The following is a 24,419-nucleotide window of genomic DNA, read 5'->3' on the forward strand; positions in this document are numbered from 1 at the left end:
GGGGCCGCCCCGCGCGTCTTGAAGATATTTGCGTACCGTCGGAGCATGCGCAGTTCCCAGGTCGTGGCCGAGAGCCCGCACTATGTGATCCAGCGGGTCGTGTGCGTGGACGACCACGCGGGCTGGTCGGCGCCGGAGCTGACGCGGGCGCCGCAGATCGTGCTGGTCAGGCGGGGATGCTTCCGGCTCGACTCGCGGGGCCGCCGGGTGCTGGCCGATCCGACCACGGGTTACCTGCACGGTCCCGGTGAGGAGAAGCGGTTCTCCCATTCCGCCGGAGGGGACGTCTGCACGGCGATCACGTTCAGCGGCGGGGAGCTGGTGTCCGGGCTCTGGCCGGAGTCGCCGCGGCCGTCGCCCGCCCTGCGCGTGGACGCCAGGCTCGAGCTGGCCCACCGGCTGCTGCTGCGCACGGCGCCCGATCCCGAGCGCGCCGCCGAAGCCGTCCTCGACCTGCTGGCGCTGGCCCTGCGCGGCGGGCCGGACGCCACGCCCGGCCCCGGACGGGGCGCGCTGGCCGAGCGGGCGCGGGAGGCGATCCTGGCGGACGCGCCGCAGAGCGGGGATCTGGTCTCCCTGGCCCGCCTGCTGGACGCGTCGCCGTCCCATCTGAGCCGGACGTTCCGCCACCACACGGGGACGCCGCTGAGCCGCTACCGCAACCGCGTGCGGGTCAGCCGGGCGCTGAGCCGCATCGAGGACGGCGAGACCGATCTGGCCGGGCTGGCGCTCGACCTCGGCTTCAGCGACCAGCCGCACTTCACCCGCGTGATGCGCGAGGAGCTGGGCCACACGCCGAGCCGGGTCAGGGCCCTGCTCACCGCCGGGGCGCGACCCCGGCCGTGAGCAGCGCCTCGCGCAGGTCGGCGGCGGTCTGGAAGCCGATCGAGGGGCGCTCGCGCAGGGCCGTGTCGATGACCTCGGCCAGTTCGGCCGGGACGGACGGCTCGCGGTCGCGAATCGGGACCGGCGCCTCCTGGAGGACGATCTGCCAGGGGTCCTTGCCCCGGGGGAAGTCACGCGGATGGCGTCCGGTCAGGACGTTGTAGAGGCAGGCGGCGAGCGCCCAGACGTCCACGGCGGGCGCGGCGTTGCGGAAGTTGATGACCTGCTGGCGCGGGATGAACCCGGGCTTGCCCGCGGCGGTGCCGGTGCGGGTGAGCCCGCTCAGCCCGGCCTGGTCGAACGCCTTGCCCAGGCCGAAGTCGGCGATCTTGGCGATGGTGGCGCCGTCCGGGCTCCGGGTCAGCAGGATGTTGGACGGGCTGAGGTCGCGGTGCACGACGCCCTGGGCGTGGGCGTGTTCGAGGCCGTCGAGCACCTGGAGCATCAGGGCGAGGGCCTCGCCCGCGGGGAGCCGCCCGCCGCGCCCGAGATGCCGGTCCAGGCTGCCGCCCTCGCAGTACTCGATGGTGAAGTAGAAGGCGCCGTCGGCGAAGCCCGCGTCGTGCAGGGTCGTGATGTTCGGGTGCCGCAGCGCCCGGGTGAGCGCCACCTCGCGCAGGAACCGGGCGCGGGCCTTGGCGCTGGCCGCCACCTTCGGCAGCATCACCTTCAGCGCGACCTCGGTGCCGCCGTCGCCGTCGCGGGCGAGGTAGACCGCGCCCATCCCGCCCCGTCCCAGCTCGCGCAGGACGGTGTACCCGGCGATCGGCGCCAGGTCGGCGCGCCCGCTGTCGGCCAGCTCGATCAGCAGCCTGAGCACGGCGGACGGCTCGGCCTGGCAGGCCGCGCAGACGTACTCGCCCGTCCGGCCGCCGACCTCGCCGCCGACCTCCCGCCCGCACTTGGCGCAGCGCGGCATCGTGAGCGTGCCCGCGTCCCCGGCGGCCTTGACGCCGACGCGGAAGACCGTCTCGCCGAGCCCGATCTCGTCGCCGTCGGCCAGGTCGTGCTCGGGAAAGGGGACCAGGGCAGCTTCCTCGGGGGTCTGGCCTTCCTTGCGCTGGCCGATCTTGCGGCCGTTGACGTAGGTGCCGTTGAGGCTGCCGAAGTCGCGGATGCGCACGTCGGGCGGGTTGATGTCGAGCAGGCAGTGGTGCCGCGAGACCGTGCGGTGGTGCTCGTCGTTCGGCAGCCGGGGCGCGCAGTCGCCCGCCCGGCCGAGCACGGCGGTCGTGCGCTCGTCGAACACGTACTCGCCGGGTTCGAGCCGTCCCCGGACCAGCGTCAGGGTGACCCTGGCGGCCTCGGTCATCGTGTGGTCCCCTCCAGGCGCTCGGTCGTCGTCTCGTCCTGACGATAGGACGGGGTGAAAGCCAGTGCCTCGCCTTCGGCCTCGACCAGCACGGTGACGCCGTCGCCGAACCGCTCGTCCAGCAGGGCGCGGCCCAGCGGCTGGACCAGCAGCCGGTCGAAGGCGTGCTCCAGCGCGCGGGCGCCCGAGCGCGCGTCCGATCCCGCGCGGATCAGGAGCTCGCGGGCGCCGCCGGTCAGCGCGAGCGTGATCGCCCGGTCGGCCAGGCGGTCCTGGAGGCGGGCGGCCAGGGCGTCGACGATCCGGTGCAGCGCGTCCGGCGACAGCGGGTCGAACACCACGACGCGCCCGATGCGGCCGAGCAGCTCGGGCCGCAGCGTCGCGCGCAGGGCGTCCATGACCCGGCCGGACGCGGCGGGCGGCGCGGCGGCGGGCGCGAAGCCGAACGGCCCGCCCCCGGACGCGGCGGGCGGCGCGGCGCCGAGATTGGACGTCAGGATGACGACCGCGTCGGTGAAGGAGACCCGGCGTCCCCGGGAGTCGGTCAGCCGTCCCTCGTCGAAGATCTGCAGGAAGAGGTCCAGGACCTCCGGATGGGCCTTCTCCACCTCGTCGAAGAGCACCACGCTGTGCGGGTGGGCGCGCATCGGGCCGCTGAGCTGCCCCTCGCGGTCGTGCCCGAGGTACCCGGGCGGCGCGCCCAGCAGCCGCGACACCGAATGCCGCTCCTTGTACTCGGACATGTCGACGCGGACGAGCCGCCGCTCGTCGTCGAACAGGAACTCCGCCAGCGCCTTGGCCAGCTCGGTCTTGCCCGTCCCGGTGGGCCCGGCGAACAGGAACACCCCGATCGGCCTGCGGGGGTCGCCCAGCCCGGCCCGGGCGGTGCGCACCGCCTCGGCGACGGCGGCGACCGCCTCGTCCTGCCCCACGACGCGCCGCCGCAGGTGCTCCTCCATGCCGCGCAGCCGCCGGGCCTGGCTCGCCTCGACCCGCTCGACCGGGAGCCGGGCGCGGGCGGCGACGACGGCCGCGATCTCGGCGCGGCCGACGCGCCCGGGCCCGGCGGGGTTCTCGCCGGGGCTGAGCGTCGGGATCCGCGCGGCGGCGCAGGCCTGGTCGATCAGGTCGATGGCCTTGTCCGGGAGGCGCAGGCCGGGCAGGTGACGGATCGCCAGGTCCACCGCGGCGGCCGGGGCGTCGGCGCCGATCTCCACGCCGTGGTGGTCGGCGAGGCGCTCGCGCAGCCCGTCCAGGATCTCCAGCGCCTCGGCCCGGGTCGGCTCGTCCACCCAGATCACCTCGAAGCGGCGCTCCAGGGCCGGATCGGTCTCGATGGTCCTGGCGTACTCGCCCGGTGTGGTGGCGCCCACGCAGCGCAGCTCGCCGCGCGCCAGCGCGGGCTTGAGGATGTTGGCCGCGTCGCCCGCGCCTCTGCCGCCCGCGCCCAGCACCGTGTGGACCTCGTCGACGAACAGGATCAGCTCGGGGTTCTCGCGCGCCTCCGCGAGCACGGCCTGGAGCCGCTTCTCGAAGTCACCCCGATAGGCGGCCCCGGCGAGCAGCGCCGTCATCGACAACTCCACCACCCGGGCGCCCGCGAGGTCGGCGGGCGCGCCCGGTGCGGCCAGCCGCTGCGCCAGGCCCTCGACGATCCCGGTCTTGCCGACGCCCGCGTCGCCCACCAGGACGGCGTTGGCCTTGCGCTGCCGGACGAGCACCCGGGCCAGGGACCGCAGCTCGGCGCGCCGTCCGACGAGCGGGGGCAGCGCGCCCTCGCCCGCGAGACGGGTCAGGTCGCGCCCGTAGCGGTCGAGGTGGGGTGTCGGGCGCGGGCTCGGGGCGGCCTCGGGAAAGAAGGCGGCGAGCGGGTCGGCGGCCCCGCACCTGGCGAACACCGCTCGGACGCGGTCGTCGGCGGCCTCCAGCAGAGCACGCAGCAGGTCGGCCGCGCGGACCCGGCCGTCCCGCGCGTGCGCCTGGGCCCGGGTGAGCGCGGAGGTCAGCTCGTGTCCGGCCGGGCGCGGCTCGACCCCGTCGAGGCGACGACGGAGGCGGCGGCGCAGGGCGTCGGGGTCGACGCCCGCCCCGGTGAAGCGCCGCCGCAGCTCCTCCGCGTCGCGTTCCAGCTCGCGCCGCTCGTCCGCGTCCATACCGCGCCCGTCGATCAGGTCGCTCAGATCGGGACGGCAGAGCCGGGTCAGCCCCATGATCAGGTGGCCGCCGCCGACCTCGGCCGCGCCCCCCGCCCCGGCCTCGATCCGTGCCAGCCGGAGGACGAGCGAGACGCTTCTCGCGAGCATGCACGGAACCCTAACGACTAAAAAACATGATCGTCTATGTAACTGCGCTCACGCCAGGCTAGCGGGCGGCCTCGGGAGGACTCCCGAGCGCCTGGTCGGCGACGAACAGGGCCATGGCCATCACGGTCAGCTGGGGATTGACCTCGGGACAGGTCGGCAGGACCGAGGCGTCCGCCACGTGGACGCCGCCCACACCGCGCAGGCGTCCCGACGGGTCGACGGGCGTGTGCTCGGGGTCGGGCCCCATCCTGGCGGTGCCGGTGGGGTGGAACCCGGCCAGCCGCATCTCGGCGGCGGGGGTCGAGGCCACCGCGCCGGCCAGCTCGTCCACGGTGGCCGCGACCGGACGGCGGGGCAGGCCGGTGAGGACCTCGCGGGCGCCCGCCGCGAACATCAGCCGTCCCATGGCCACCAGCGCGCGGCGCAGCCGGGCGGCGTCCGCGCGGGCCAGGTCGTAGCGCGGCAGCGCCCGGCGGCGCCCGTGCACCCGGCCGGACGGCGCGTCGGCGATCATCGCGCCCAGCACCGCGAGCCGGTCGGCGCCCGCCAGCTCGGCGCGCAGCCTCCGGCCGACCCCGGGCGGCGCGAACGCGCTCATCCCCGGCGGCCCGGCGGTGGCCTCGATCAGGATGCCGTCGTCATGGAGCTCCTCGACGCCGACGCTCTGCATCACGCCCGACCACGCCACCACCGGCTCGTCGAACCGTCCGGCCAGGTTGGTCGCCGGGTGGACGGCCATCCCCCGGCCGAGACCGGGATGGCCGCCGAGCCCCGACCTGCGCAGCAGCGGCGGCGTCTGGAGCGCGCCCGCCGCGACGACGACCAGCGGCGCGAGGATCTCCAGGGCCGTGCCGTCGGGACGGCGCGCCCGCACGCCCGTGGCCCGGCCCCGCTCGACGATGATCCGCTCCACCCGCGCGTGAGTGACGATGCGGGCGCCCGCCGCGCACGCCTGGGGCAGCGCGTTGAGGTGGACACCGTTCTTGGCGTTCCGGGGACAGCCCGCCGCGCACTGGGAGCTGCCGCCGCAACCGGGGGCGTTGCGGCGCAGCGGCGCGGCCCGCCAGCCGAGCCGGGCGGCCCCGGCCAGCGCGAGCCGCCCGTTGCGGCCCAGGACGTCGGCGGGCTGCGGCGCCACCCGCAGCGTCGCCTCGACCTCGTCGAGGTAGGCGCCGAACCGTTCGGGGTCGGTGCCCCAGCGGCGCAGCACCCGGTCCGGCGTGCGGTAGCAGGTGCCGCTGTTGATCAGCGTGGTGCCGCCGACCGCGCGCCCCTCGGGCAGCAGCACGGGCGGGCGTCCCAGCGCGAAGGAGGCGCCGCCGTCGCGGTAGACGTCCAGGAGGCGGTCCAGCGGCGCCCGGGTCCGGAACTCGGCGGCGGTGTGGCGCCGCCCCTCCTCCAGGACGACCACGGCCAGCCCGGCGCGGGCCAGCGTGCGGGCCGCCATCGCACCGCCCGCGCCGGACCCGATCACGACCGCGTCGGCGGTGCCGCACGACGGCCACTCCCCCGACGGCGTGCAGTCCAGCTCGGCGTCGGGCGCGGCGCCCTCGGCGGACACCTCGATCACCCCGTGGCGCACCGCGCCCTCGGCCAGCAGCATCGGGACCTTCAGCGCCTCCACCAGCCGCCCGCCCGCCGGGCGGGCCGCCAGCGCGGCGCACACCGCGTCGCGCCGGTCGGCGGGCAGGGCGCCGAGCCGGTGCCCGGTGAGCAGCACCGACGCCGCCTCCACCGCGCCCGCCCCGGCGCGCAGGCCGATCCGCGCCGGGGCGGGAAGGGCACGGGCGAGATCGTCCAGCCGGGCGCTCACGCGGGCCAGCTCGTCCGCGTCGCCGATGCCGAGCAGCGCCGCCGCCGCGTCCCTCACCGCTCGCCCAGCTCGGCGTGGCCGGTGCCGCGCAGCGTCCACTCGCGCTCGGTCCGCCAGCGTCCGCCGTCCCGCCGCGACAGGACGATGGACACGTCGGCCCGCTCGGTGTTGTGGCAGACCGCCGGGGCGCCGTCCGGGTCGGCGTAGTCGACCGAGACGGTCTCCTCGGGCGGCTGCGTCACCCGGACGACCAGGCGCCGGTCGCCGATCCGGCCCCGGACCGTCCAGGTGGGCAGGCCGAGGTCGGCGCGCAGCCGCAGCGCCGCGAGCAGCGGGTCCCCGGCGGGCCAGTCCCGGCCCCCGACGCGCAGCCGCACGAGCGGGAGCGCGGGCAGCCGGTCCAGCACGGGACGCGTGGAGACGGCCGCCACGACCTCGCAGACGTCGCCGCCGCCGAGGTCGGCGTGCAGCCACACCCACCGCTTGGCGTTGCCGTGCCCGTAGATGTGCGCGGACGCGCCGCGCGCGCCCCGCAGCTCCAGAGTCCGTCCGCCGAACCGCACCGTCCCGTCGTAGACGGCGGCGGGCTTGGGGACGACCTGCGCGGCGGGCAGCAGCTCCCGCTCCCAGGCCCAGCGCGGGAACGTGAACATCGGGCGGCCGCCGCCGGTCTCGGCCAGCTCCCAGGAGATCCCGTCGGCCGTCCCGGTGAAGCGGTCGTCGTAGGACGCGAAGCGCCCGAAGACCGGCGCGCCGTCCGGCGGGAACACCGCCGCCCAGCCGTGCCGGCGATGCGCGCCACCACCGGCGGGGGCGACCAGTTCGTGGTGCAGCCACAGGCCGGTGCCGGTGGCCGGGTCGGTGAGCGTGGTGTACCAGACCTCCAGCCGGCCGGGCTGCCCCCGCCAGCGGGACGCCATCAGGTCCGCCTCGTGCCCGGGAAAGCGGAACCCCGCCAGGAACCGGGCCAGGTCGCGCCGTACGGCGAAGCGCAGCCGCGCCTGGCCGACAACCGTCCCCTCGGCGTCGGTGACGGTCGCGGGCAGGCGGGTCATCGAGCGGACCGGGTGGCGTGCCGAGGTCGACTTCAAGCCGTCCAGGCGCAGGCTCCGCCCGTCCCCGGTCGCGAAGTCCAGCGTGTAGCGGATTCTGCGGGCCGCGATCGGCGCGACCCGCAGCGTCCCCCGCGCCGCACGGTCGTCGGCCCAGCCCGGCACGCGCACCCGTCCGGCCAGCGCGCCCTCCACGTCGGACCACGGTGTCAGGACGCCGGGCAGGTCGGCCGCCAGCTCCAGCCGCAGGGGACGGTCGCGGTCCTCGCCCGCGAGCCGGATCGTCCCCTCCATCACCTCGTCGAACCTGGTGCGCCGCCCGCTCACCGCTCCCGCCCCCCGATCATCACGGCCTCGGTCTCGGCGAAGTAGGCCAGCGCGGCCTGGTGGGTGCGATCGGGGTCGGCGTCGCACAGGGCCTGGACGACCGGATGGATCCGGTCGGCGGCGACCTCGGGATCGGCGAACGCGTGCCAGAACACCTCGCGCACCTCCAGGTAGGTGTTGAGCAGGGCGTTGACCAGGAAGCCGTACACCCGGTTGCCGGTGGACGCGGCGATCAGCCGGTGGATCTCGCACTCGATGACCTGCGCGGCCGGCGCGTCGGCGGCCGCGCGCAGGTCGCCGACCAGCGCGGTCAGCCCCTCGCGCTGCTCGGCGCCCGCGTGCGCGGCGGCCTTGGCGGCCACCAGCGCCCCGATCTCGCGCCGCACCTGGAAGATCTCCGCGATCCACTCGGGCCCGGCGGACTTCGCCAGCAGGGGCAGCAGCTCGGGCCCGCCCAGGCGCTCGTAGTCGCGCACCCGGGTGCCCACGCCGTGCTTGGTCTCCACCAGCCCCGCCTGGCCGAGCCGGACGAGCGCGTGCTTCAGCGAGGTGCGCGTCACCGCGTAGGCGGCGGCCAGCTCGCGCTCGGGAGGCAGGAAGGAGCCGGGCGGGTAGCGCCCGCTGAGCACGTCGCCGCGCAGCCGGTCGACCAGCGCGTCGACCACGGTGTCGCGGGTGATGGGAGAGGTCACGTCGGCTCCAAGGTCGCGGATCAGTGGATCAGTGGATGAGCCACTAGACCAAGCAGCGTTCTACACTTGTCCCGATCCGTCAACCGAGGGGAAGGGTTACGGGCGCTCGCTCAGCGCGAGCTTGCCGCCGAGCGCCAGCAGGACGACGCCGACCACGCCGTCCAGGGCGCGCTCGAAGTAGCGGCGTCCCAGCAGCCGCGTGGTGCGGTGCGCGGCGACCGCGAAGACGCACAGCCCCGCGAGGTTCGCGGCGGCGGCGATCAGCGCCAGCCCCATCACCGACGGCGCCGCGGCGAGCCCGTCGGCGGTCACGAACTGCGGGAGCAGGGCCGTGAAGAACGCCCCCGCCTTGGGGTTGAGCAGGTTCGTGGTCAGCCCCTGCCGGAACAGCGCCGAGGAGGAGGCCACGGGACGGACCCGGTCCGCCACGACCTCGGCCTCGGGACGCCGCCACGCCTGCCACAGCATCCGCACGCCCAGGTACCCCAGGTACGCGGCGCCCGCGAACTTCAGGATCGTGAAGGCGAGCGAGGACGCCGCGAGGATGCCCGCGATCCCGAGGCTGGCCCCCAGCCCCCAGGCCACCAGCCCGGTCGCGCTACCGAGCCCGGTGCGCACCCCCGCCGACCAGCCGTGGCGCATGGCGTTGCGCAGGACGACGGCCGTGTCGGGTCCCGGGGTCACGGAGATCATCGCGACGACGCCCAGATAGGCCAGCAGCGCTTCACGGGTCATCGCCCCACTCTAGGCCGCCAAGATCCCCGTCAGAAGCGGAAGGCGGCGGCCAGGGTCCGGATGGCCTCGGCCTCGGAGTCGTTCGGGACGGCCTCCGGGGCGTGTTCGGTGAGTGCGGCGCCGACCAGGCCGTCCACTCGGGAGACGAGGTCGGCCAGGCGGGCCACCGACGGACCGTCCGGCACCGGGTAGCAGGTGGAGCCGAATTCCGACGGGTCGAGCACGTCCAGGTCGATGTGCGCGTAGACGGGGCCGGTGAGGCCGTCCAGGACGGCCTCCAGGTCGTCGACGCCGTGCCTGCGCAACCCGGCCTTCTCCAGGTACTCGTACTCCGAGGGCTCGCCGGTCCGGAGACCGGCATACCTGACCTGCTCGGGCGCCAGCGGCTCGGCGGGGACGAGCTCAGCGGGCCCGTCGCCGAGCAGGGTGCGCAGCACCATCCCGTGGAACGCGCCCGACGGGAGGGTCGCGGGGGTGAACAGATCGGGGTGCGCGTCGATCCACAGCACCGTCAGGCGGTCGCCGTACCGGGCGCGGGCGGCGGCGATCGGCGCCAGGTCGACGCCGCAGTCGCCGCCGACCGTGATCACGGCGTCGTCGATCGCGGCGTGCGCCGCGCGGGTCAGCCGGTGGTTCTCCACGAGGACGTCGAGCGCCCGCGTGCCGGTGAGGTTCTCGCCGCCCGCCTCCAGCACGGGCACGGTGACCCGGGCGTCGGCCGGGACGAGCGCGGCGGCCGTCCGGGCCCCTTCCGCCAGGCGCGGCGCCTTGGCGGAGGCCGATCCCTGCCACTGGGGCACGCAGAGCACAGTCGTCATGCGGGCGAGGCTAGAGGTGACGGCGATCACACCGCGACCGGTTTTCGGTGCTCAACTCCGGGTGTCGCCGTACGACTCCAGCAGCGTGGACAGGGTTCCGGCGAGCCCCTGGAGCGCGTCGCGGTCCAGGGCCTGGAGCAGCCGGGCCTCGTTGGCGATGTGCAGCGGGAGCACCCGCTCGATGACGTCGAGGCCCCGCTCGGTGAGGCGGATGCGCACCGAGCGGCGGTCCGCGCTGTCGCGCACCCGAGTGACCAGGCCCTTCTCCTGCATGCGGTCCACGCGCAGGGTGATCGCGCCCGTTGTGACCAGGGACGCCTTGAGGAACGCGCCCGCCGTCAGCTCGTAGGGCTCCCCCGACCGCCGCAGGGTCGACAGCATGTCGAACTCGCCGGGTTCGAGGTCGTGCCCCGCCAGGAAGTCCTTGATCTCCTTGTCCCACATGCGGGAGATCCGCATGATCCGGCCGACGATCCCGAGCGGCCAGGTGTCGACGTCGGGACGCTCGCGCCGCCACTGCTCCAGGACCGCCTCCACCGCGTCGGTCATGACCCTCCATTATCTTAGTGCTCATTTATTTGACACTCATACAAGTGCTGATTATCTTAGCGCTCATCTAACCAGTCAGGAGATGTCGATGTCCTACCCCGACCCGCGCTATTTCGGCGACGGCGGCGAGATCAGCGCGACCTTCCGCCCCGCCTCCACCGAACCCGATTACGTGTCCAAGCCCGTGGTGTCGTCCGGGCCGACCGTGGCCCAGGGCACCGCCTACCACTACCTGTCCACGACCGACTCCACCGGCGGCGAGTACGGCCTGTACCGCGTGGACATGGGGCCCGAGGCGGGCGGCCCGAGCACCCATTTCCACAAGGCGATGTCGGAGTCGTTCTTCATCCTGTCCGGCACCATGCGGCTCTTCGACGGCGAGCGCTGGGTCGACGCCACCGAGGGCGACTACCTCTACGTCCCGGTCGGCGGCCTGCACGCCTTCCGCAACGAGTCGGGCGAGCCCGCGTCCATGCTGATGCTGTTCGCCCCCGGGGCCCCGCGCGAGGGCTACTTCGAGGGGATCACCGAGCTGGCGGGGATGAGCGAGGAGGAGCGCGCCGAGTTCTTCGTCCGGCACGACAGCTTCTTCGTCTGAACCGAGCGGGCGGGGGAAGGGGTGGGATGAGCTGTCAGCTATCGAAGGAGTGCGGATGCCCATTCCCGCGCCAGTGGCCCGGTTCAACCGGGTCGTCACCAATCGGGTGACCAAGCCGTTCGCGGGGCGGTTGCCGGGGTTCGCGGTGGTGCGGCACCGGGGACGCAAGTCCGGGCGCGCCTACGCGACCCCGGTCAACATCTTCCGGCACGGCGACCGGTACGTCGCCGCGCTCACCTACGGGCCCGACTGCGACTGGGTCAGGAACGTCGTGGCGGCCGGGGAATGCGAGCTGGACGTGCGCGGAAGGACGGTCCGCCTGACCGAGCCCGAGATCGTCCACGACCCCACGCGGGCGGCGGTGCCGCCCGCGGTGCGGCCGATCCTCGCGGTCATCGGGGTCACGGACTTCCTGCATCTCAAGGCGCCTCCGGGACGCTAACCGACCAGCGAGAAGACGACCGAGCCGCTGCCGTCCATCCTCACGTCGAGGGAGCGGCCGTTCAGCGCCTCGGCGGCGCGCGGTTCGAGGAACAGGCGCGCGCCGTTCACCTCGATGATCTCGTCGCCGGGCACCGGACCCGGGGACATCACCAGGACGAGCGCCACGGGATCGTCCTGCTGCGGCGCGATGCGGATGCCGGTGCCCGTGGGCAGCTCGGGCTTGGTGGTCATGTCGTGGATGGCGGTGACGGCGTTTTCGGTGAGGCTGAGCATGGACGGCTCCTGGTCGGGTCAGCGGCCGGCGAGCTTGCGCTGGATGAAGGTGTAGGACAGATCGCCCACCTGGGTGGCGAACTCGGCCGGGCTCTCGGTCGCGGCGCGGAAGTGCACCCCGGCCCAGACCCGGCTCTTCCCGCAGTCCCGGTTCAGGTCGGTCCAGTTGCCCCACCGGAGAGTGAGGTCCGAGGCGGGTGTGACGCCCGGCTCGACCAGGGACGATCCCTGGGGACGGGGCAGGCTGATCTCGATCTTGTCGCCGCCGAGGAAGCGGCGGGCCGCCTGGGTGAAGGCGAAGCACAGCGACGCCGAGCCGGACGGGTAGTCCGGGTGGTCGGCCGTGTTCAGATAGCTGCGCCACTCCTTGCCCGTGATGTCGTTGACGGTGCCCTTGCCGGGGCCGCCCCAGGCCGTCAGCTTCTTGTCCCCGTATAGGTACCGGACGGCGCTGAACGGCCGGACGGAGTCGTACTTCCTCTTGAAGTGCCACGTGGCGATGGTGGCGTCGTAGATGGCGGTGTCGACGGTGGAGACGAAGTGCACGCTCTTCTCGACGTCGAGCCGGTACTGCTCGACCGCCGCGGCACCGGCGATGACACCGAGGCTGTAGATCTTGTCGTTGAAGAACTCGGCCATCATCTTCTGCCGGTCGGTCAGGTTGGCCGAGGCGTTGACGATCTCGTCGGTCTGGCGCTTGTACGCCTCGCGGTCGGTGTGGTCGCTGTCGCTCGGCGGGTCCAGGCGGAACCGCGTCGGGCTGTCGTAGGAGACCGGCTTGGTGATGGCCATCTGCGGCGTCGCGAACTGCTGGACGCGCGCGATCCCGTTCCTGTCGTAGATGACGTTCGGCTGCCAGCGTGAAGGGTTGTTGAGCTTGTAGGCCGTGTTCACCGGGACGTATCCGGTGTAGTCGGCGAGGGGCGTGCGGTTGTACTTGCGCCCTCCCTCGTCGCCCAGCCGGTTGAACCCGTCGTGCCTGCGCTTCTCCAGGACGGTCCGGGCCGCGAGGTTGCCCAGACCGGACGGCGTGGTGGTGTTCTCCCGGTCGTCGTCGGGGTCGAGGCCGACCCGGCGCATCATGGCGCGGAAGTCGTCCTTGGCCTGCGGCATCGTGAGCAGGAACGAGCGGTAGGCCGCGTAGATGACGGCGATGTTCCGGTTGCGGGTGGTGCGCTCGCTCGCGGGACGGCGCCCGAGGTCGGAGAAGATCCCGACCGCCGTGGGGTGGTAGGGGGCGATGGCGTCGAACCAGGCCGACTCCACGATCATCGCGGAGTCGACGACGAGCGTGGCGTCGGAGCCGTCGGCGGAGACCAGCACGCGCAGCGCCTTCTCGTAGGGCCAGTAGACCACTTCGGCGATGGCGTTGCCCTTGTCGAAGTCGAACGCGGGCTCGCGGCCCTGGGCGGGCACCGCGGCGCCGGTGAGCGTGGCGCCGAGCACGGCGGCGCAGGCCAGGGTCACCGGATTTCTCAACCGCCGTTTCGTGCGTCTCACGGGATGTCCTTCCTCTTGCCGGCCTCTTGCCGGTCCTCATTCGTCCGCGTCGCGGAACCACGCGGAGTCGTGCCTGGTGAAACCGATGTGCGGGTAGTAGTCGGCGGCCGCGGGCGCCGACAGGAGGATGAGCTTGGCGGCCGGGGCCTCCTTTCGCGTCGCCTCGATCAGCGCCCGGCCGATGCCCGCGCGCTGGTACTCGCGGCTGACGGCGATGTCGGAGAGATACGTGGCATAGGAGAAGTCGGAGATGCTCCTGGCGATGCCGACGAGCCTGTCGTCCACGCGGCAGACCATGACCAGGTCGGCGAAGCGGAGCATCGCGGCGAAGCGCTCGCGGTCGCCGACGGGACGCCGCTCCCCCAGCCCCGAGGACCGGTACACCCCGAGGACCTCGTCGACGTCCAGGTCGGCGCCGTCGGCGCGCTCAATCTTCCAGGTCACCGAGGGCCTCCAGCCGGGAGAAGATCACGTCGTTGTGGACGGGCGGGCGGTCGGGCGGGAGCGGCTCGTCCACGCCCTGCGCCTTGAGCGTCTCGGCGAAGTGCTCGCCGGTGGCGGCGGTGCGGTCGGCGGCGGCCTGGACCAGGCGGTAGGCCCGCTCCCGCTCCACGCCGTTCTCCAGCAGGCCGGTCAGGACGGCCGAGCTGTGGATCAGCCCCGAGGTCGCGCCGAGCGCCGCGGCCATGCGGTCGGGGAAGACCGTCAGGCCCTCGACCAGGTCGGCCGCCAGCGACGCCTGGTAGTGCCCGACGGTCAGGGCGTCGGGGAGGACGACCCGCTCGACCGAGGAGTGCGACAGGTCCCGCTCGTGCCAGAGCGCCACGTCCTCCAGGGCGGCCGCGGCGTGCCCGCGCAGCAGCCGGGCCAGGCCGCACAGCCGCTCGCTGGTGGTCGGGTTGCGCTTGTGCGGCATGGCGCTCGACCCCTGGTAGGCGGCCGTCCGGCCCTCCTCGACCTCGCGCACCTCCGTTCGTTGGAGCAGCCGCAGCTCCAGCGCGATCTGCTCGACGCACGCGCCCAGCAGGGCCACCGCCTGCACGAGCCGGGCGTGCCGGTCCCGGGCGACGACCTGGCTGGGCGCGGGCTCGATGCCCAGGCCGAGCGACCGGCAGACATGGCGCTCGACGGCCGGGTCGATCAGCGCGTAGGTGCCGACCGAGCCCGACACCGTCCCCACCGCCACGGCCTCGCGGGCGGCGGCGAGCCCGCGCAGCGAGCGGTCGACGGCGAAGGCGAACCCGGCGAGCTTGTGCCCGAACGTCGTCGGCTCCGCGTGGACGCCGTGGGTGCGGCCCACGCACACGGTGCCGCGATGCTCGAAGGCCCGGGCCGCCAGCACCCGGCGCAGCCGCCGCGCCTCCCGGATCAGCAGGTCGCAGGCGCGGGCCAGGGTGGAACCGAGCGCCGTGTCGACCAGGTCGTAGCTGGTCATGCCGAGATGCACCCAGCGGGCCGAATCCGGCGGGATGTCCTCGCAGTACGCGGCGAGGAACGAGAGCACCTCGTGGTCGCGCTCCCGTTCGATCTCGGCCACTCGCGCGGGCGCCGGGACGCGGGCGCGCCGCATGTCCTCGACCGCGTCCACCGGGACGCGTCCCAGCCGCGCCTGGGCCTCCGACGCCAGGATCTCCACCCGGACCCAGGTCTCGTAGCGCTTCTCGTCCGACCACAGCGCGGCCATCTCCGGCAGCGCGTATCTGGAGATCATCGACCGCCTCCCCTTCAGTAGCTCGCGAAGTACTCGCGGTGCTCCCAGCCGGTCACCGCTCCGTCCGGGGGCCGCTCCCGGTCGCTCCAGGCCTGGAAGCGCGCCAGCTCGCTCTCCTTGATCTTGATGAGGCAGGAGGTGAGCGGGACGCCGAGCAGGTCGGCGGCCGGGCCGTCGCGGAACGCCGCCAGCGACTCGGCCAGCGAGGCGGGCAGGGTCTCGGCGGGCCCGCCGGACGGCCCGCCGTCGAGCCCGCCCAGGCCCGCGTGCAGCTGCGCCGCGATGGCCAGGTAGGGGTTCGCGCACGGCTCCCCCGCCCGGTTCTCCACGTGCGCCGAGCTGTCGCCGCCCAGGACGCGGACCATCACGCTGCGGTCCTCGAAGCTCCAGCCGACGCGGGTCGGGGACAGCGAGAAACCCGGGCCGAGCCGCCGGTACCCGTTGACGGTCGGGACCGACAGCAGGCACAGGTCGCGGGCCCTTGCCAGCAGGCCCTCGACGTAGCCCTTCCCCTCCACCGAGATGCCGTCGGACACACCGTCGCCCGGGGAGAAGATGTTGCGCCCGGACGCCTCGTCCATGACCGACTGGTGAATGTGCCACCCGCTGGGGTCGAACCCGTCGAGCGCGGGCAGCGACATGAACGAGGCGTGGAAGCCCTGGCGCGCGCACGTCTGCTTGACCAGCGTCCGGAACAGCAGCATCGCGTCGGCCGCGTCCATGGCGAGCATGGGGTCGAAGGTCGTCTCGACCTGCCCCGGACCCGACTCGTGCTCCATCGACCGCAGCGGCAGGCCGAGCCCCTGGAGCAGCAGGGCCAGGGGGTCGGTCACCGGGGCGACCGAGTCGTAGGAGGTGTCGAGGTTGAACTGGTAGCCGGGGTTCATCGCGCGCACCTCGGGCGCGGCGCCCTGGAGGCCGAAACCGTTGCCCGCGTTGCCCGGCGGCCCGTCGAGCAGGCGGGTGAGGTACCACTCGACCTCCAGCCCTACGACCGGGGTCAGGTTCCGTCCGGCGTAGCGCGCGCAGACCCGGCGCAGCACGTCCCGGGTGCCGAGCGGATGGCGCGAGCCGTCGCGCAGGAATTCGTCGCCGAGAACCCAGGCCGTCCTCGGCCCGGTGCCGGGCAGCGGCAGGAACGTGACGGGGTCGGGGACGACGACGAAGTCGCCCGCGCCGAAGATCTCCTCCACCCCGACGCCGGGCTCGGCCAGGAAGTCCACCGCGACCGCGTGGCCGGTGTCGAAGATGAACGGCCCCGGGCTGAAGTCCATGCCGTTGCGCAGGACGGTGCGGAACGCCGCCGCCGTCAGCGTCTTGGACCTGGCCAGCCCGTGCGGGTCGCAGAACACCAGCCGGACCAGGTCGATCCCGGCGAGGGCCGCCTCGACCTGCTCGGCGGCGGCGGCCCGCCGGTCGTCCCAGAGCCCGTGCTCGGCCACGAACGCCGGGCGGCCCACGCTGCCCTCGCCGTGCACGCGGGACCATGGTCGCGAGTACATCGATTCACCGCACCCTTCCGAGGACGTGACGGGCAGGCGCCGGAAGCGGGCCGAGCTCGGCCTCGATCCGGCGGGCGGCCGCGAGGACCAGGTCGTCGGCCCCGAGACGGCCCACCAGCTGCACGCCCACCGGATGCCCGGACGAGGTCAGGCCCGCCGGAAGCGACACGGCGGGCTGGCCGGTCAGGTTGAACGGGTAGGTCGCGGGCGACCAGGCCAGCCAGAGCAGGTCGGCCGGGTCGGCCGCCCATTCGGGGGCGATCGCGTCGAAGGCGTACGGCTCGACCGGGACGGTGGCCATCGCCAGCAGGTCGTAGCGGTCCATCATCGCGTGCAGCTCGGCGCGCAGGGCCGTCCTGGCCTCCTCGGCCCTGATCATCGCCGCGCCGGAGACCGTCCGCCCGTACCGGACGACCGCGAGCCGTCCCGGGTCGCAGCGCGCCTCGTCCTCGGGGGCGGTGCCCGCGGCCTCGGCGGCGGCGATCACGTCGACCAGCGCCGGGTAGGGGTCGGCGAACGGGACGTCCAGCCCTTCGAGCCGCGCCCCCTGCCCGGCCAGGACGGGCCAGACGCGCTCGCTGACCTCGCGGACCTCCGGGGCGGTGCCCGGGAACTCGATCCAGCCGATCCGGAGCGGTTCGCCGCCGGAGCGTTCCCCCGGATCGTGCGGCCCTCGCGAGTCGGGGTCGGCCGGATGCGGGCGCGCCAGGATCTCCATCAGCTCGGCGGCGTCGCCGGCCGTCCCGGCGAGGGGACCCAGATGCGAGAGCCGGTCGGCGCACGGCGGGACGTAGGGGACGCGGCCGAAGGAGGGCTTGAACCCGACCACGCCGCAGAACGCGGCGGGGATGCGGATCGAGCCCGCGCCGTCGGTGCCGAGCGCGACCGGGCACAGGCCCGCCGCGACCGCCGCGGCCGACCCTCCGCTCGATCCCCCGGCCGAGCGGCCGTGGTCCCAGGGGTTGCGGGTGGGCGCGGCGACCGGCCCGACCGTGCTTGCGCTCCAGCCGTGCTCGGAGGTGGCGGTCTTGCCGATCACGATCGCGCCCGCCCCGCGCAGACGGGCGACCGCCGGGGCGTCGGTACGCGGCCGCCCGTCGCTCAGCAGGGACCCGCGCGTGGTGGGCAGGTCCCAGGTCCGGATGAGGTCCTTCACCGCGACGGGGACGCCGAGCAGCGGCAGGCCGCGCCAGGCGTCCGGGCCGCGCTCGCGGACCAGGGCGTCGGCCGCCTCGGCCTCGGCCATCGCCGCGTCGCCCGCGAGCGCGAAGAAGGCACCCAGGTCGCGGTCGGTCCCGGCGGCGCGCTCCAGCACCGACGCGATGTGGGCGGCCACGGTGGTCTCGCCCCGAGCGAGCGCCCGCCGCGTCTCGCGTATCCCGTTCGCGCTCACCGGCCGTCCCCGGTGGTTCCGGCGATGGTCGTCCAGTGCCAGCGGGGGTCGAACGCGCGGACCTCGATGTCGGCGCCGTCGGCGACCAGGGCGGCGGCCCGTTCGGTGGCGCGGGCGACCAAGCCCGAGATCCGGTGGGCGGCCAGCAGGTCCTGCTCGTCGAAGGGGCGGCCCGCGCAGCGCAGCAGCCGCAGGTCGACGAACCCGGCGAACGTCCGGTCCAGGATCCGGACGGGCTGCGGGCTCCGGATGCTGAACCGCACCTTGGCGGCGACATGGCCGTGATGGTGCTGGTCGGAGTGCAGGGCCAGGTCGGGGATCGTCGGCGGGACGAAGTAGTCGCGCGCCCGCACCTCGGGGGTCGTGGGCAGGTTGCCCGCGATGAAGTGCCAGGAGTTGTACTGCATCCGGGCCGAGATCGACCAGGCGATGTCGGCCAGGTGCGCGTCCGAGCCGCCGAAGTGGTGCCGGGCCCCGGCCGAGGGCACCACGCAGCAGAAGTACTCGCCGATCTCCCAGCCGATGATCTCGGGCCAGTCGCGCTCGCGCAGCGCGCGGATGAGCCGGGGCAGCGACCGGGTGCCCCGGCTCATGGCGAAGTCGACGTCCCCGGCCCGGACGACGCCGTCCACGACCGCGAAGACCAGCGATTCCAGGCCGGTGCCGAACCCGCCGTGCGGGCGGGCCAGCCAGCCGGGCGAGGAGTCGAGGCCGGCGGCGAGCTCGTCGAGCGTGGCGCCGCCGATCGGGAGGACGTCGCTGAGCCGGGCGCACAGATCGCGCTCGCGGCGCCGTCCCGCGCCGGAGTAGGGCCCGGCGATCCGCTCGATCTTGTGCATCAGCGTGCCGTGGATCTCCCGGTAGAGCCGGACGTCCGCGCCGAACTCCCCCCGGCGCGCCCGCAGCGCGCGGGCCAGGGCGTCCAGGTCCGGGACGCGGGACGAACCGGCGGCGGGCACATGCGTCCCGCCCGGCACCTGGTTGTACGCCTGCCGGGTGCGTTCGAGCAGGTGGGCGACGTGGTCGACGGTCAGCTGGGTGCCGTTGGCCTCCTCGACGCGCGCGTACCCGGCCGAGCGCACCAGCAGCGTGAGGCAGACGACCATCACCGCGTCGCTGTCGGACCACAGCTCCAGCGGCGTCTCCTGGAGCGAGCTGAGCGCGCAGTCCGGATGGCCCGGCCACAGCGACTTGCCGGTGAGGGTCTGGCGGTCGCGGAAGTTCGTGTACTGCCGGTCCTCCTGGTAGAGGACGAAGGGGGCGGTCCGCAACGCGGCCTCCTTGAGCTCCTCCAGCAGGGCGTCGCGGTCCGCGCCGGTCAGCCATTCGCGGCAGCCGGCCGCGCTCGCGTCGCGGCGCTCGGCCGCGCGGGCCATCGCGCGCTCGTAGTCGCGCAGCGCCCGGGCCGACCAGGGGACGCGCAGGACGCCGTCGACCAGGTCCACCTCGGTCTCCAGCGGGCCCTGCGAGGGGACGCGCACGACGATCCGCCCGGAGGTGGCCAGCCCCAACTCGCCCAGGAACGCCGGACGTTCCGTGGGCACGGGTAACGCGACCGCGTCGCCGCCCTCCCGCCGCCACGACACGCCGCACAGGACGTCGAGCGCGGTCTCGTCGGCGGTGCGCAGGGCGCGCAACTGCACCTCGGCCGGGACGAGCCCGCCCAGCGTGAGCAGCTCGTCCACCGTCGCCCGCAGGCCGGGCGCCGCGATGGCCTCGCGCCAGACCCGCTTGAGCAGCCCGGCGAACCCGGCGTCGCCGTCGAGCACGTAGTCGGGCTTGGGCGCGACGCCCGCCCGGGTGCCCAGGCGGGACGGACGCCTGCTCTGCCTCTTCTCGGCCAGCCGCTCGCGGCGGGACGGGACGGGCGCGTTCATGAGCGGGCCTCGGCGGTCAGCTCGACGTGGTTCCACAGGGCGGTCGCGGTCGGCGTCCACTCCTCGTCGAGGTAGATGCAGTCGACCGGGCAGGCCAGGACGCAGGCCGGGCAGCCGGAGCACAGCTCGGGGACGATGACCACGTCCAGGCCGAGGTCGAAGATGGCGCCGAACTCCGGCGGGCAGCTGCGCACGCAGCTGTCGCAGGTGATGCATTCGGAGGACTCGATCCGGCGCGGCGGTTTCCTCCAGACCTCGCCGCGCGACCGCGACGCGATCCGCGCCGGCCGGCCGGTGGGCGCACTCGGCGGATTCTCTTTCTTCCAGGGCATCGGAACTCCCCAACTGGACTTCTTCGCCGGCGTCCACCCTAAGAAGGGCGATGGCAACTCGTAAATGACGGCGCTGGTCGGTGGAGACTCGACAACAATGACATAGCCCCCGCACGATGGGAATGGACGGGCGTATCCGGGAGTGTGCGCAGGTCCCATGATCGATAAATGGGGCCCGGCGGTGGTCCCGGCCCGTTCAACCGCGGAAGTCCGCAGTCGAACACCCGGGCGTGAATCGTTGCTGAAATGGAGGCGACGCCGGTGTCGCGCTATGACTGGGCCAAAGAACATCCCGCGATCGACAAGCTGAAGAAGGTGATCGAACCCGCCCGCGCGGAGGTCGTCGGCCATCCGGTTTACACCCGGCTGAGAACAATCGAGGATGTGAGGGTCTTCACCGAGAACCATGTGTTCGCGGTGTGGGATTTCATGTCCCTGCTCAAGAACCTGCAGCGCACGCTCACCTGCGTCGAGGTGCCCTGGACGCCGCGCGGCTCGGGCGAGAGCCGGCGCCTGATCAACGACATCGTGCTGGTCGAGGAGAGCGACGAGCTCGGCGACGGGTTCGTCAGCCACTTCGAGCTCTACGTGCGGGCCATGGAGGAGGCCGGCGCCGACACCGGCCCCGTCGAGGCGTTCCTGGAGCGGATCCGCTCGGGCGCGGGCGTGCGCGCGGCGCTCACCGACGCGAGCGTGCCGCGCGCCGCGGCCGCCTTCACCGCCACCACCTGGGACTTCATCGAGAACGCCGAGCCGCACCGGCAGGCCGCGGCCTTCGCCTTCGGCCGCGAGGACCTGATTCCCGAGATGTTCGACCAGGTCGTCGGCATCGGCGAGCGGGACGGCCGGCTGGCCACCTTCTGCGACTACCTGGCCCGGCACATCGAGGTCGACGGCGAGGAGCACACGCCGATGGCCATGGCCATGGTCGCCGACCTCTGCGGCGACGACACCGCCAAGTGGGACGACTGCGCCGACACCGTCACCGGCGCGCTGGCCGCCCGCGGGGCCCTGTGGGACGGCATCGTCGCCGAACTCGACGGCAGGCCCTGAACCGGGCGAAGGAAAAGCCTCGCGACCCGCGGCCGATCGCCTCCGGGCAATCGGCCATTGTCGCGATGTCGCACGCATGTGACAAAGGGAAGGACAGGTCATGAGTGAAACTCGCGCCAGCGAGTACGACGCGATCGTCATCGGCGGCGGACCCAGCGGTTCCAGCTATGCGATGACGCTTGCCAGGAACGGTTACTCCGTGCTGGTACTGGAGCGGGAGGAGTTCCCCAGGTTCCATATCGGAGAGTCACTTCTCACCTACACGGCGGATGTGCTGGACCAGCTCGGCGTCCTGGACCGGATTTGCGAATCCGGGTTCGTCCTCAAGAAAGGCATCGAGCTCACCGGGACCGATGGCCACTTCCGGCGTCTCGACCTCGGCCAGATAGGCGACGACCTCCGCCCCTGGACCCTTCACGTGGAAAGGTCGGACTTCGACAAGATCCTGCTGGACGCCGCCGCCGAGGAGCCGAACGTCACCGTCCTGCAGGGCGCCCGCGTCACGCGGCTCAACCGCTCGGGCGAGCGGATCGACGGCGTCCGGTACGAGTACGAGCACGGCGAGCACGAGGCCGCGGCGCGGATGGTCGTGGACGCCAGCGGGCGCACGGGCGTGATCGCCCGCACCCTCGACCTGCGCAAGACCGACAACCAGCTCAAGATGGCGGCGGTCTTCAAGCACTTCGGCGGCGTGGACGAGAGCAACAACCCGGCGACCGAGGGCGACATCCAGCTCGGGCTGCACGACGACGGCTGGCTTTGGGCGATCCCGATCCGCCCCGACACCATGAGCGTCGGCGTGATGGTCCCGGCCTCGATCCTGCGCGCGGCCCGTCCCGAGCAGCTGTTCGACGAGCACCTCAGCCGCATCCCGCGGATCACGCAGCGGATCAAGGGCACCACGGTCGTCCGCGACCTCACCGGCGAGAACAACTTCGAGTACCACTGCGACACCCTGGCCGGGCCCGGCTACTTCATCGTCGGGGACGCGGGCTGCTTCACCGACCCGGTGTTCTCCGGCGGCGTCCTGCTGGCGCTGACCACCGGACGCCGGGCGGCCGAGGAGACCGCGCGGATCCTCGGCGGCGACATCTCCGAGCGGGAGGCGGCCGACCGGTACCAGGCGTTCTTCAAGACGGGCTATGAGACGTACTACCGGCTCATCCGCGCCGTCTACGACAACCGGTACCCGGCCGCGGGCCGCGAGATGCGGTTCGTGCCCTCCGAGAACGAGGCGCGGCTCACCGGCGCGGGCTGGTGGGGCATCCAGGAACGGCTCAAGGCCACCTCCGGCGGTCCCTTCGACACCAAGGAGGAGATCGAGCACAAGGAGCTGGTCCGGGCGCTGAACGGCGACTTCTGGGCGGAGGACAACCGGTTCTTCCAGCGGCTGCGCGAGGAGAAGGAGTGGACGCTCTTCGAGAGCTTCGAGCCGGTGTACGGCTGTCCCGTGCAGAGCGTCCGGGCCGCCAACGGCCACGGCGACCGCTCCTGATCGGGCGGCCGCGATGACACAGGCGAATCCCCCGGCCGGGACGGGCGCGAGCCACCGGCCGGATCCGGACCGGACCTACGACGTCGCCCTGCTGGGCGCCCATCTGGCCACCGGCATGCTCGCCGCGATCCTGGCCCGCGCGGGCCTGCGGGTGCTGGTGGCCGGGGTGCCGCAGGACGCGACCGAGCTGTCGGGCGAGACCACCGTGCCCTACACCGCCGAGGTGTTCATGCTGCTGGCGGACCGCTTCGAGGTGCCGGAGATCGCGGCGTTCGGCCGCTTCTCCGACCTGCCCGCGGACCTGCGGCGCGGCAGCGGGATCAAGCGCAGCCTCGGCTTCCTCTACCACCGGGAGGGGACGGCCCAGGACCCGCGCGAGAGCGTCCAGTTCAACGTCCCCGGCGAGCACACCGAATGGCATCCGTACCGGCCCGACGTCGACCGCTACGCCATCCGGGTGGCGGAGAAGTACGGGGTCGTCACCGTCCCGGCCGGGGTCGTCGCCGAGGACGCGTGGGTCGAGGACGGGGCCGAGGGCCGCGTTCGGTGCGACGACGGCACCGTCTACCGGGCGCGCTTCCTGGTCGACTGCGCCGGGCCGCGCTCGCCGCTGGTGCGGCGCCACGGCGGCGACGACACCGAGCCCCGGCTCCAGCACCGCTCGCGCGTGCTGGCGGCCCGGATGCGCGGGGTCGCGCCGTTCGAGGACCTGGTGGACGGTTCCCGCTACCCCCGGGCCTCGGCCTGGTCGCAGGGCACCGTGCACCACCTGTTCGACGGCGGATGGCTCCAGCTCGCGTCCTTCGGCAACCACGGGCACAGCACCAACGACGGCACGAGCGTGACGCTCAGCCTCGACCCGGACGCCTTCCCCGACCTGCCCGCCGACCCGGGCCAGGCGTTCCGTGCCGTGGTCGACCGGTTCCCCGACCTGAAGCGGCAGTTCGACACGGCCGTGCCGGACGCCTGGCGCGACGTGCCGCTGATCCAGCGGACGGCGGCCCGCACGCACGGGGACCGCTGGTTCGCGCTCGAACGGTCGGCCGTCCGCGACGACCTGCTGCTGGCGCGCGACGTGACGATGACGGCGGAGCTGGTGCACGCCCTGGCCGGCGCGTTGATCCCCGCCCTTCGGGAGGGGGACCTGTCGGCCGGGCGGTTCGCCGAGGTGGCGCGCTTCCAGGAGCGGCTGGCCGCCTTCCACGACGCGTGGCTCGCCGGTGCGCGCGCGGCGTGCGCCGACTTCGCCCTGCTGAACGCCTTCTGCCGGGTCTGGCTGCTGTGGCAGATCCTGGCCGACCTGTCGCTGAAGCGGGCACGGCTCGACTGCAAGCACGCGGCGGCGCGCAGTGGGCGTCCCGACTGGTCTCCGGTCGAGCGCTTCGACCTGGGCGGCGTCTGGTTCCGGGCGCCCGGCGGGCTGCGCGAGCTGATCGACTTCACGATGGACACGCTCGGGCAGGTGCGCTCGGGGGCCCTGGCTCCCCGGATCGCCGCCGACGACCTGTTCGCCAGGCTGCGGCGGGACGCGTTCGTCCCGCCGCTGTACGCGTTCGGCGACCCCGCCGCGCGGATCTACCGCTTCACGTTCCTCAAGCGGCTGCAGATGCTGTGGTGGGTCAAGACCAAGGCGCCCGCGGACTTCCGCCGCCTGCTCACCCAGGACAACGTCACCTCGGTCAGCACCCGCTCCTCCCGCTAACCCGCGAAAGAAGAAGTCCGCCGGGCCGACTGGCCCGGCGGACTTCTCTTATG

22 protein-coding genes are annotated in these 24,419 nt (G+C 73.7%); 6 read left to right on the forward strand and 16 right to left on the reverse strand.

Annotation, left to right across the window (positions count from 1 at the left end; all coding sequences use genetic code 11):
• Nucleotides 1–45: 45 nt before the first annotated feature.
• Entirely contained in the window at nt 46–846 is an 801-nt protein-coding gene (locus ACQPY4_RS26425; protein WP_433325133.1) for a helix-turn-helix domain-containing protein, read from the forward strand.
• Here the strand turns inward: ACQPY4_RS26425 and ACQPY4_RS26430 are convergent.
• The 8 genes from ACQPY4_RS26430 to ACQPY4_RS26465 form a co-directional block, all read right to left on the reverse strand.
• On the reverse strand, nt 818–2,197 hold the full coding sequence (locus ACQPY4_RS26430; RefSeq protein WP_433325135.1) for a protein kinase domain-containing protein: 1,380 nt from the start codon (nt 2,195–2,197) through the stop codon (nt 818–820). The two genes, ACQPY4_RS26425 and ACQPY4_RS26430, sit on opposite strands and share 29 nt — an antisense overlap.
• Nucleotides 2,194–4,500, reverse strand: a complete 2,307-nt coding sequence (locus tag ACQPY4_RS26435) for an AAA family ATPase (protein ID WP_433325137.1) — start codon at nt 4,498–4,500, stop codon at nt 2,194–2,196. The genes ACQPY4_RS26430 and ACQPY4_RS26435 overlap by 4 nt, the downstream gene beginning before the upstream one ends.
• A 58-nt stretch (nt 4,501–4,558) precedes the next feature.
• Nucleotides 4,559–6,370 carry a GMC family oxidoreductase N-terminal domain-containing protein gene (locus ACQPY4_RS26440; protein WP_433325139.1) on the reverse strand — a complete coding sequence of 604 codons (1,812 nt, stop codon included), beginning with the start codon at nt 6,368–6,370 and terminating at the stop codon, nt 4,559–4,561.
• Nucleotides 6,367–7,692, reverse strand: a complete 1,326-nt coding sequence (locus ACQPY4_RS26445) for a hypothetical protein (protein ID WP_433325141.1) — start codon at nt 7,690–7,692, stop codon at nt 6,367–6,369. Before ACQPY4_RS26445 ends, ACQPY4_RS26440 begins: the two co-directional genes overlap by 4 nt.
• The gene (locus ACQPY4_RS26450) at nt 7,689–8,384 is read right to left on the reverse strand and encodes a FadR/GntR family transcriptional regulator (protein WP_433325143.1); all 696 of its coding nucleotides are present in this window, start codon (nt 8,382–8,384) and stop codon (nt 7,689–7,691) included. Before ACQPY4_RS26450 ends, ACQPY4_RS26445 begins: the two co-directional genes overlap by 4 nt.
• A gap of 96 nt (nt 8,385–8,480) precedes the next feature.
• Nucleotides 8,481–9,119, reverse strand: coding sequence for a LysE family translocator (locus ACQPY4_RS26455; protein ID WP_433325145.1), 639 nt, complete (start codon nt 9,117–9,119; stop codon nt 8,481–8,483).
• Nucleotides 9,120–9,148: 29 nt separating this feature from the next.
• On the reverse strand, nt 9,149–9,937 hold the full coding sequence (locus ACQPY4_RS26460) for an arginase family protein (protein WP_433325147.1): 789 nt from the start codon (nt 9,935–9,937) through the stop codon (nt 9,149–9,151).
• A gap of 51 nt (nt 9,938–9,988) precedes the next feature.
• Nucleotides 9,989–10,486 (reverse strand): MarR family winged helix-turn-helix transcriptional regulator, encoded by a 498-nt coding sequence (locus ACQPY4_RS26465; RefSeq protein ID WP_433325149.1) that lies wholly within the window; start codon nt 10,484–10,486, stop codon nt 9,989–9,991.
• A gap of 88 nt (nt 10,487–10,574) precedes the next feature.
• On the opposite strand from ACQPY4_RS26465, the gene ACQPY4_RS26470 reads away from it, so the two are divergent.
• Both ACQPY4_RS26470 and ACQPY4_RS26475 read left to right on the forward strand, forming a co-directional pair.
• A complete protein-coding gene (locus tag ACQPY4_RS26470; RefSeq protein WP_433325151.1) occupies nt 10,575–11,084 on the forward strand; it encodes a cupin domain-containing protein in 510 nt (169 codons plus the stop codon).
• A gap of 55 nt (nt 11,085–11,139) precedes the next feature.
• A complete protein-coding gene (locus ACQPY4_RS26475) occupies nt 11,140–11,526 on the forward strand; it encodes a nitroreductase family deazaflavin-dependent oxidoreductase (RefSeq protein ID WP_433325153.1) in 387 nt (128 codons plus the stop codon).
• On the opposite strand, the gene ACQPY4_RS26480 is transcribed toward ACQPY4_RS26475, so the two are convergent.
• From ACQPY4_RS26480 to ACQPY4_RS26515, 8 genes are read right to left on the reverse strand one after another with little or no spacing between them, the layout of a single operon-like run.
• A complete protein-coding gene (locus tag ACQPY4_RS26480; RefSeq protein ID WP_433325155.1) occupies nt 11,523–11,801 on the reverse strand; it encodes a Fe-S cluster assembly protein HesB in 279 nt (92 codons plus the stop codon). The two genes, ACQPY4_RS26475 and ACQPY4_RS26480, sit on opposite strands and share 4 nt — an antisense overlap.
• An 18-nt stretch (nt 11,802–11,819) precedes the next feature.
• Nucleotides 11,820–13,301, reverse strand: a complete 1,482-nt coding sequence (locus ACQPY4_RS26485; RefSeq protein WP_433325157.1) for a vanadium-dependent haloperoxidase — start codon at nt 13,299–13,301, stop codon at nt 11,820–11,822.
• Nucleotides 13,302–13,337: 36 nt separating this feature from the next.
• Nucleotides 13,338–13,745, reverse strand: a complete 408-nt coding sequence (locus ACQPY4_RS26490; protein ID WP_433325159.1) for a GNAT family N-acetyltransferase — start codon at nt 13,743–13,745, stop codon at nt 13,338–13,340.
• A complete protein-coding gene (gene purB, locus ACQPY4_RS26495) occupies nt 13,729–15,012 on the reverse strand; it encodes an adenylosuccinate lyase (protein ID WP_433325161.1) in 1,284 nt (427 codons plus the stop codon). The genes ACQPY4_RS26490 and purB overlap by 17 nt, the downstream gene beginning before the upstream one ends.
• Before the next feature lie 14 nt (nt 15,013–15,026).
• A complete protein-coding gene (locus tag ACQPY4_RS26500) occupies nt 15,027–16,514 on the reverse strand; it encodes a hypothetical protein (protein ID WP_433325163.1) in 1,488 nt (495 codons plus the stop codon).
• A gap of 4 nt (nt 16,515–16,518) precedes the next feature.
• Nucleotides 16,519–17,907, reverse strand: a complete 1,389-nt coding sequence (locus tag ACQPY4_RS26505) for an amidase (protein ID WP_433325165.1) — start codon at nt 17,905–17,907, stop codon at nt 16,519–16,521.
• Nucleotides 17,904–19,784 (reverse strand): hypothetical protein, encoded by a 1,881-nt coding sequence (locus ACQPY4_RS26510; RefSeq protein ID WP_433325167.1) that lies wholly within the window; start codon nt 19,782–19,784, stop codon nt 17,904–17,906. The genes ACQPY4_RS26505 and ACQPY4_RS26510 overlap by 4 nt, the downstream gene beginning before the upstream one ends.
• The gene (locus ACQPY4_RS26515) at nt 19,781–20,116 is read right to left on the reverse strand and encodes a 4Fe-4S dicluster-binding protein (RefSeq protein WP_433325168.1); all 336 of its coding nucleotides are present in this window, start codon (nt 20,114–20,116) and stop codon (nt 19,781–19,783) included. Before ACQPY4_RS26515 ends, ACQPY4_RS26510 begins: the two co-directional genes overlap by 4 nt.
• Before the next feature lie 246 nt (nt 20,117–20,362).
• Between ACQPY4_RS26515 and ACQPY4_RS26520 the strand changes: the two genes are divergently transcribed.
• From ACQPY4_RS26520 to ACQPY4_RS26530, 3 genes are all read left to right on the forward strand, one after another.
• Nucleotides 20,363–21,169, forward strand: a complete 807-nt coding sequence (locus tag ACQPY4_RS26520; protein WP_433325170.1) for a DUF3050 domain-containing protein — start codon at nt 20,363–20,365, stop codon at nt 21,167–21,169.
• A 100-nt stretch (nt 21,170–21,269) separates the two neighbouring features.
• Nucleotides 21,270–22,664: an NAD(P)/FAD-dependent oxidoreductase gene (locus ACQPY4_RS26525; protein WP_433325172.1), complete on the forward strand. Its 1,395-nt coding sequence runs from the start codon at nt 21,270–21,272 to the stop codon at nt 22,662–22,664.
• 13 nt (nt 22,665–22,677) lie between these two features.
• A complete protein-coding gene (locus tag ACQPY4_RS26530; RefSeq protein ID WP_433325174.1) occupies nt 22,678–24,366 on the forward strand; it encodes an NAD(P)/FAD-dependent oxidoreductase in 1,689 nt (562 codons plus the stop codon).
• The last annotated feature ends 53 nt before the right edge of the window (nt 24,367–24,419 follow it).

The sequence above is a fragment of the Spirillospora sp. CA-294931 genome, from assembly GCF_050946795.1.
GTDB lineage: Bacteria > Actinomycetota > Actinomycetes > Streptosporangiales > Streptosporangiaceae > Spirillospora.

Coding starts and splice junctions, on each gene's coding strand:
- ACQPY4_RS26435 (WP_433325137.1), bottom strand. CDS start 4,500: ATGCTCGCGAGAAGCGTCTCGCTCGTCCTCCGGCTGGCACGGATCGAG.
- ACQPY4_RS26515 (WP_433325168.1), bottom strand. CDS start 20,116: ATGCCCTGGAAGAAAGAGAATCCGCCGAGTGCGCCCACCGGCCGGCCG.
- ACQPY4_RS26465 (WP_433325149.1), bottom strand. CDS start 10,486: ATGACCGACGCGGTGGAGGCGGTCCTGGAGCAGTGGCGGCGCGAGCGT.
- ACQPY4_RS26520 (WP_433325170.1), top strand. CDS start 20,363: ATGGAGGCGACGCCGGTGTCGCGCTATGACTGGGCCAAAGAACATCCC.
- ACQPY4_RS26525 (WP_433325172.1), top strand. CDS start 21,270: ATGAGTGAAACTCGCGCCAGCGAGTACGACGCGATCGTCATCGGCGGC.
- ACQPY4_RS26425 (WP_433325133.1), top strand. CDS start 46: ATGCGCAGTTCCCAGGTCGTGGCCGAGAGCCCGCACTATGTGATCCAG.
- ACQPY4_RS26480 (WP_433325155.1), bottom strand. CDS start 11,801: ATGCTCAGCCTCACCGAAAACGCCGTCACCGCCATCCACGACATGACC.
- ACQPY4_RS26510 (WP_433325167.1), bottom strand. CDS start 19,784: ATGAACGCGCCCGTCCCGTCCCGCCGCGAGCGGCTGGCCGAGAAGAGG.
- ACQPY4_RS26470 (WP_433325151.1), top strand. CDS start 10,575: ATGTCCTACCCCGACCCGCGCTATTTCGGCGACGGCGGCGAGATCAGC.
- ACQPY4_RS26460 (WP_433325147.1), bottom strand. CDS start 9,937: ATGACGACTGTGCTCTGCGTGCCCCAGTGGCAGGGATCGGCCTCCGCC.
- ACQPY4_RS26455 (WP_433325145.1), bottom strand. CDS start 9,119: ATGACCCGTGAAGCGCTGCTGGCCTATCTGGGCGTCGTCGCGATGATC.
- ACQPY4_RS26530 (WP_433325174.1), top strand. CDS start 22,678: ATGACACAGGCGAATCCCCCGGCCGGGACGGGCGCGAGCCACCGGCCG.
- ACQPY4_RS26430 (WP_433325135.1), bottom strand. CDS start 2,197: ATGACCGAGGCCGCCAGGGTCACCCTGACGCTGGTCCGGGGACGGCTC.
- ACQPY4_RS26500 (WP_433325163.1), bottom strand. CDS start 16,514: ATGTACTCGCGACCATGGTCCCGCGTGCACGGCGAGGGCAGCGTGGGC.
- ACQPY4_RS26475 (WP_433325153.1), top strand. CDS start 11,140: ATGCCCATTCCCGCGCCAGTGGCCCGGTTCAACCGGGTCGTCACCAAT.
- purB (WP_433325161.1), bottom strand. CDS start 15,012: ATGATCTCCAGATACGCGCTGCCGGAGATGGCCGCGCTGTGGTCGGAC.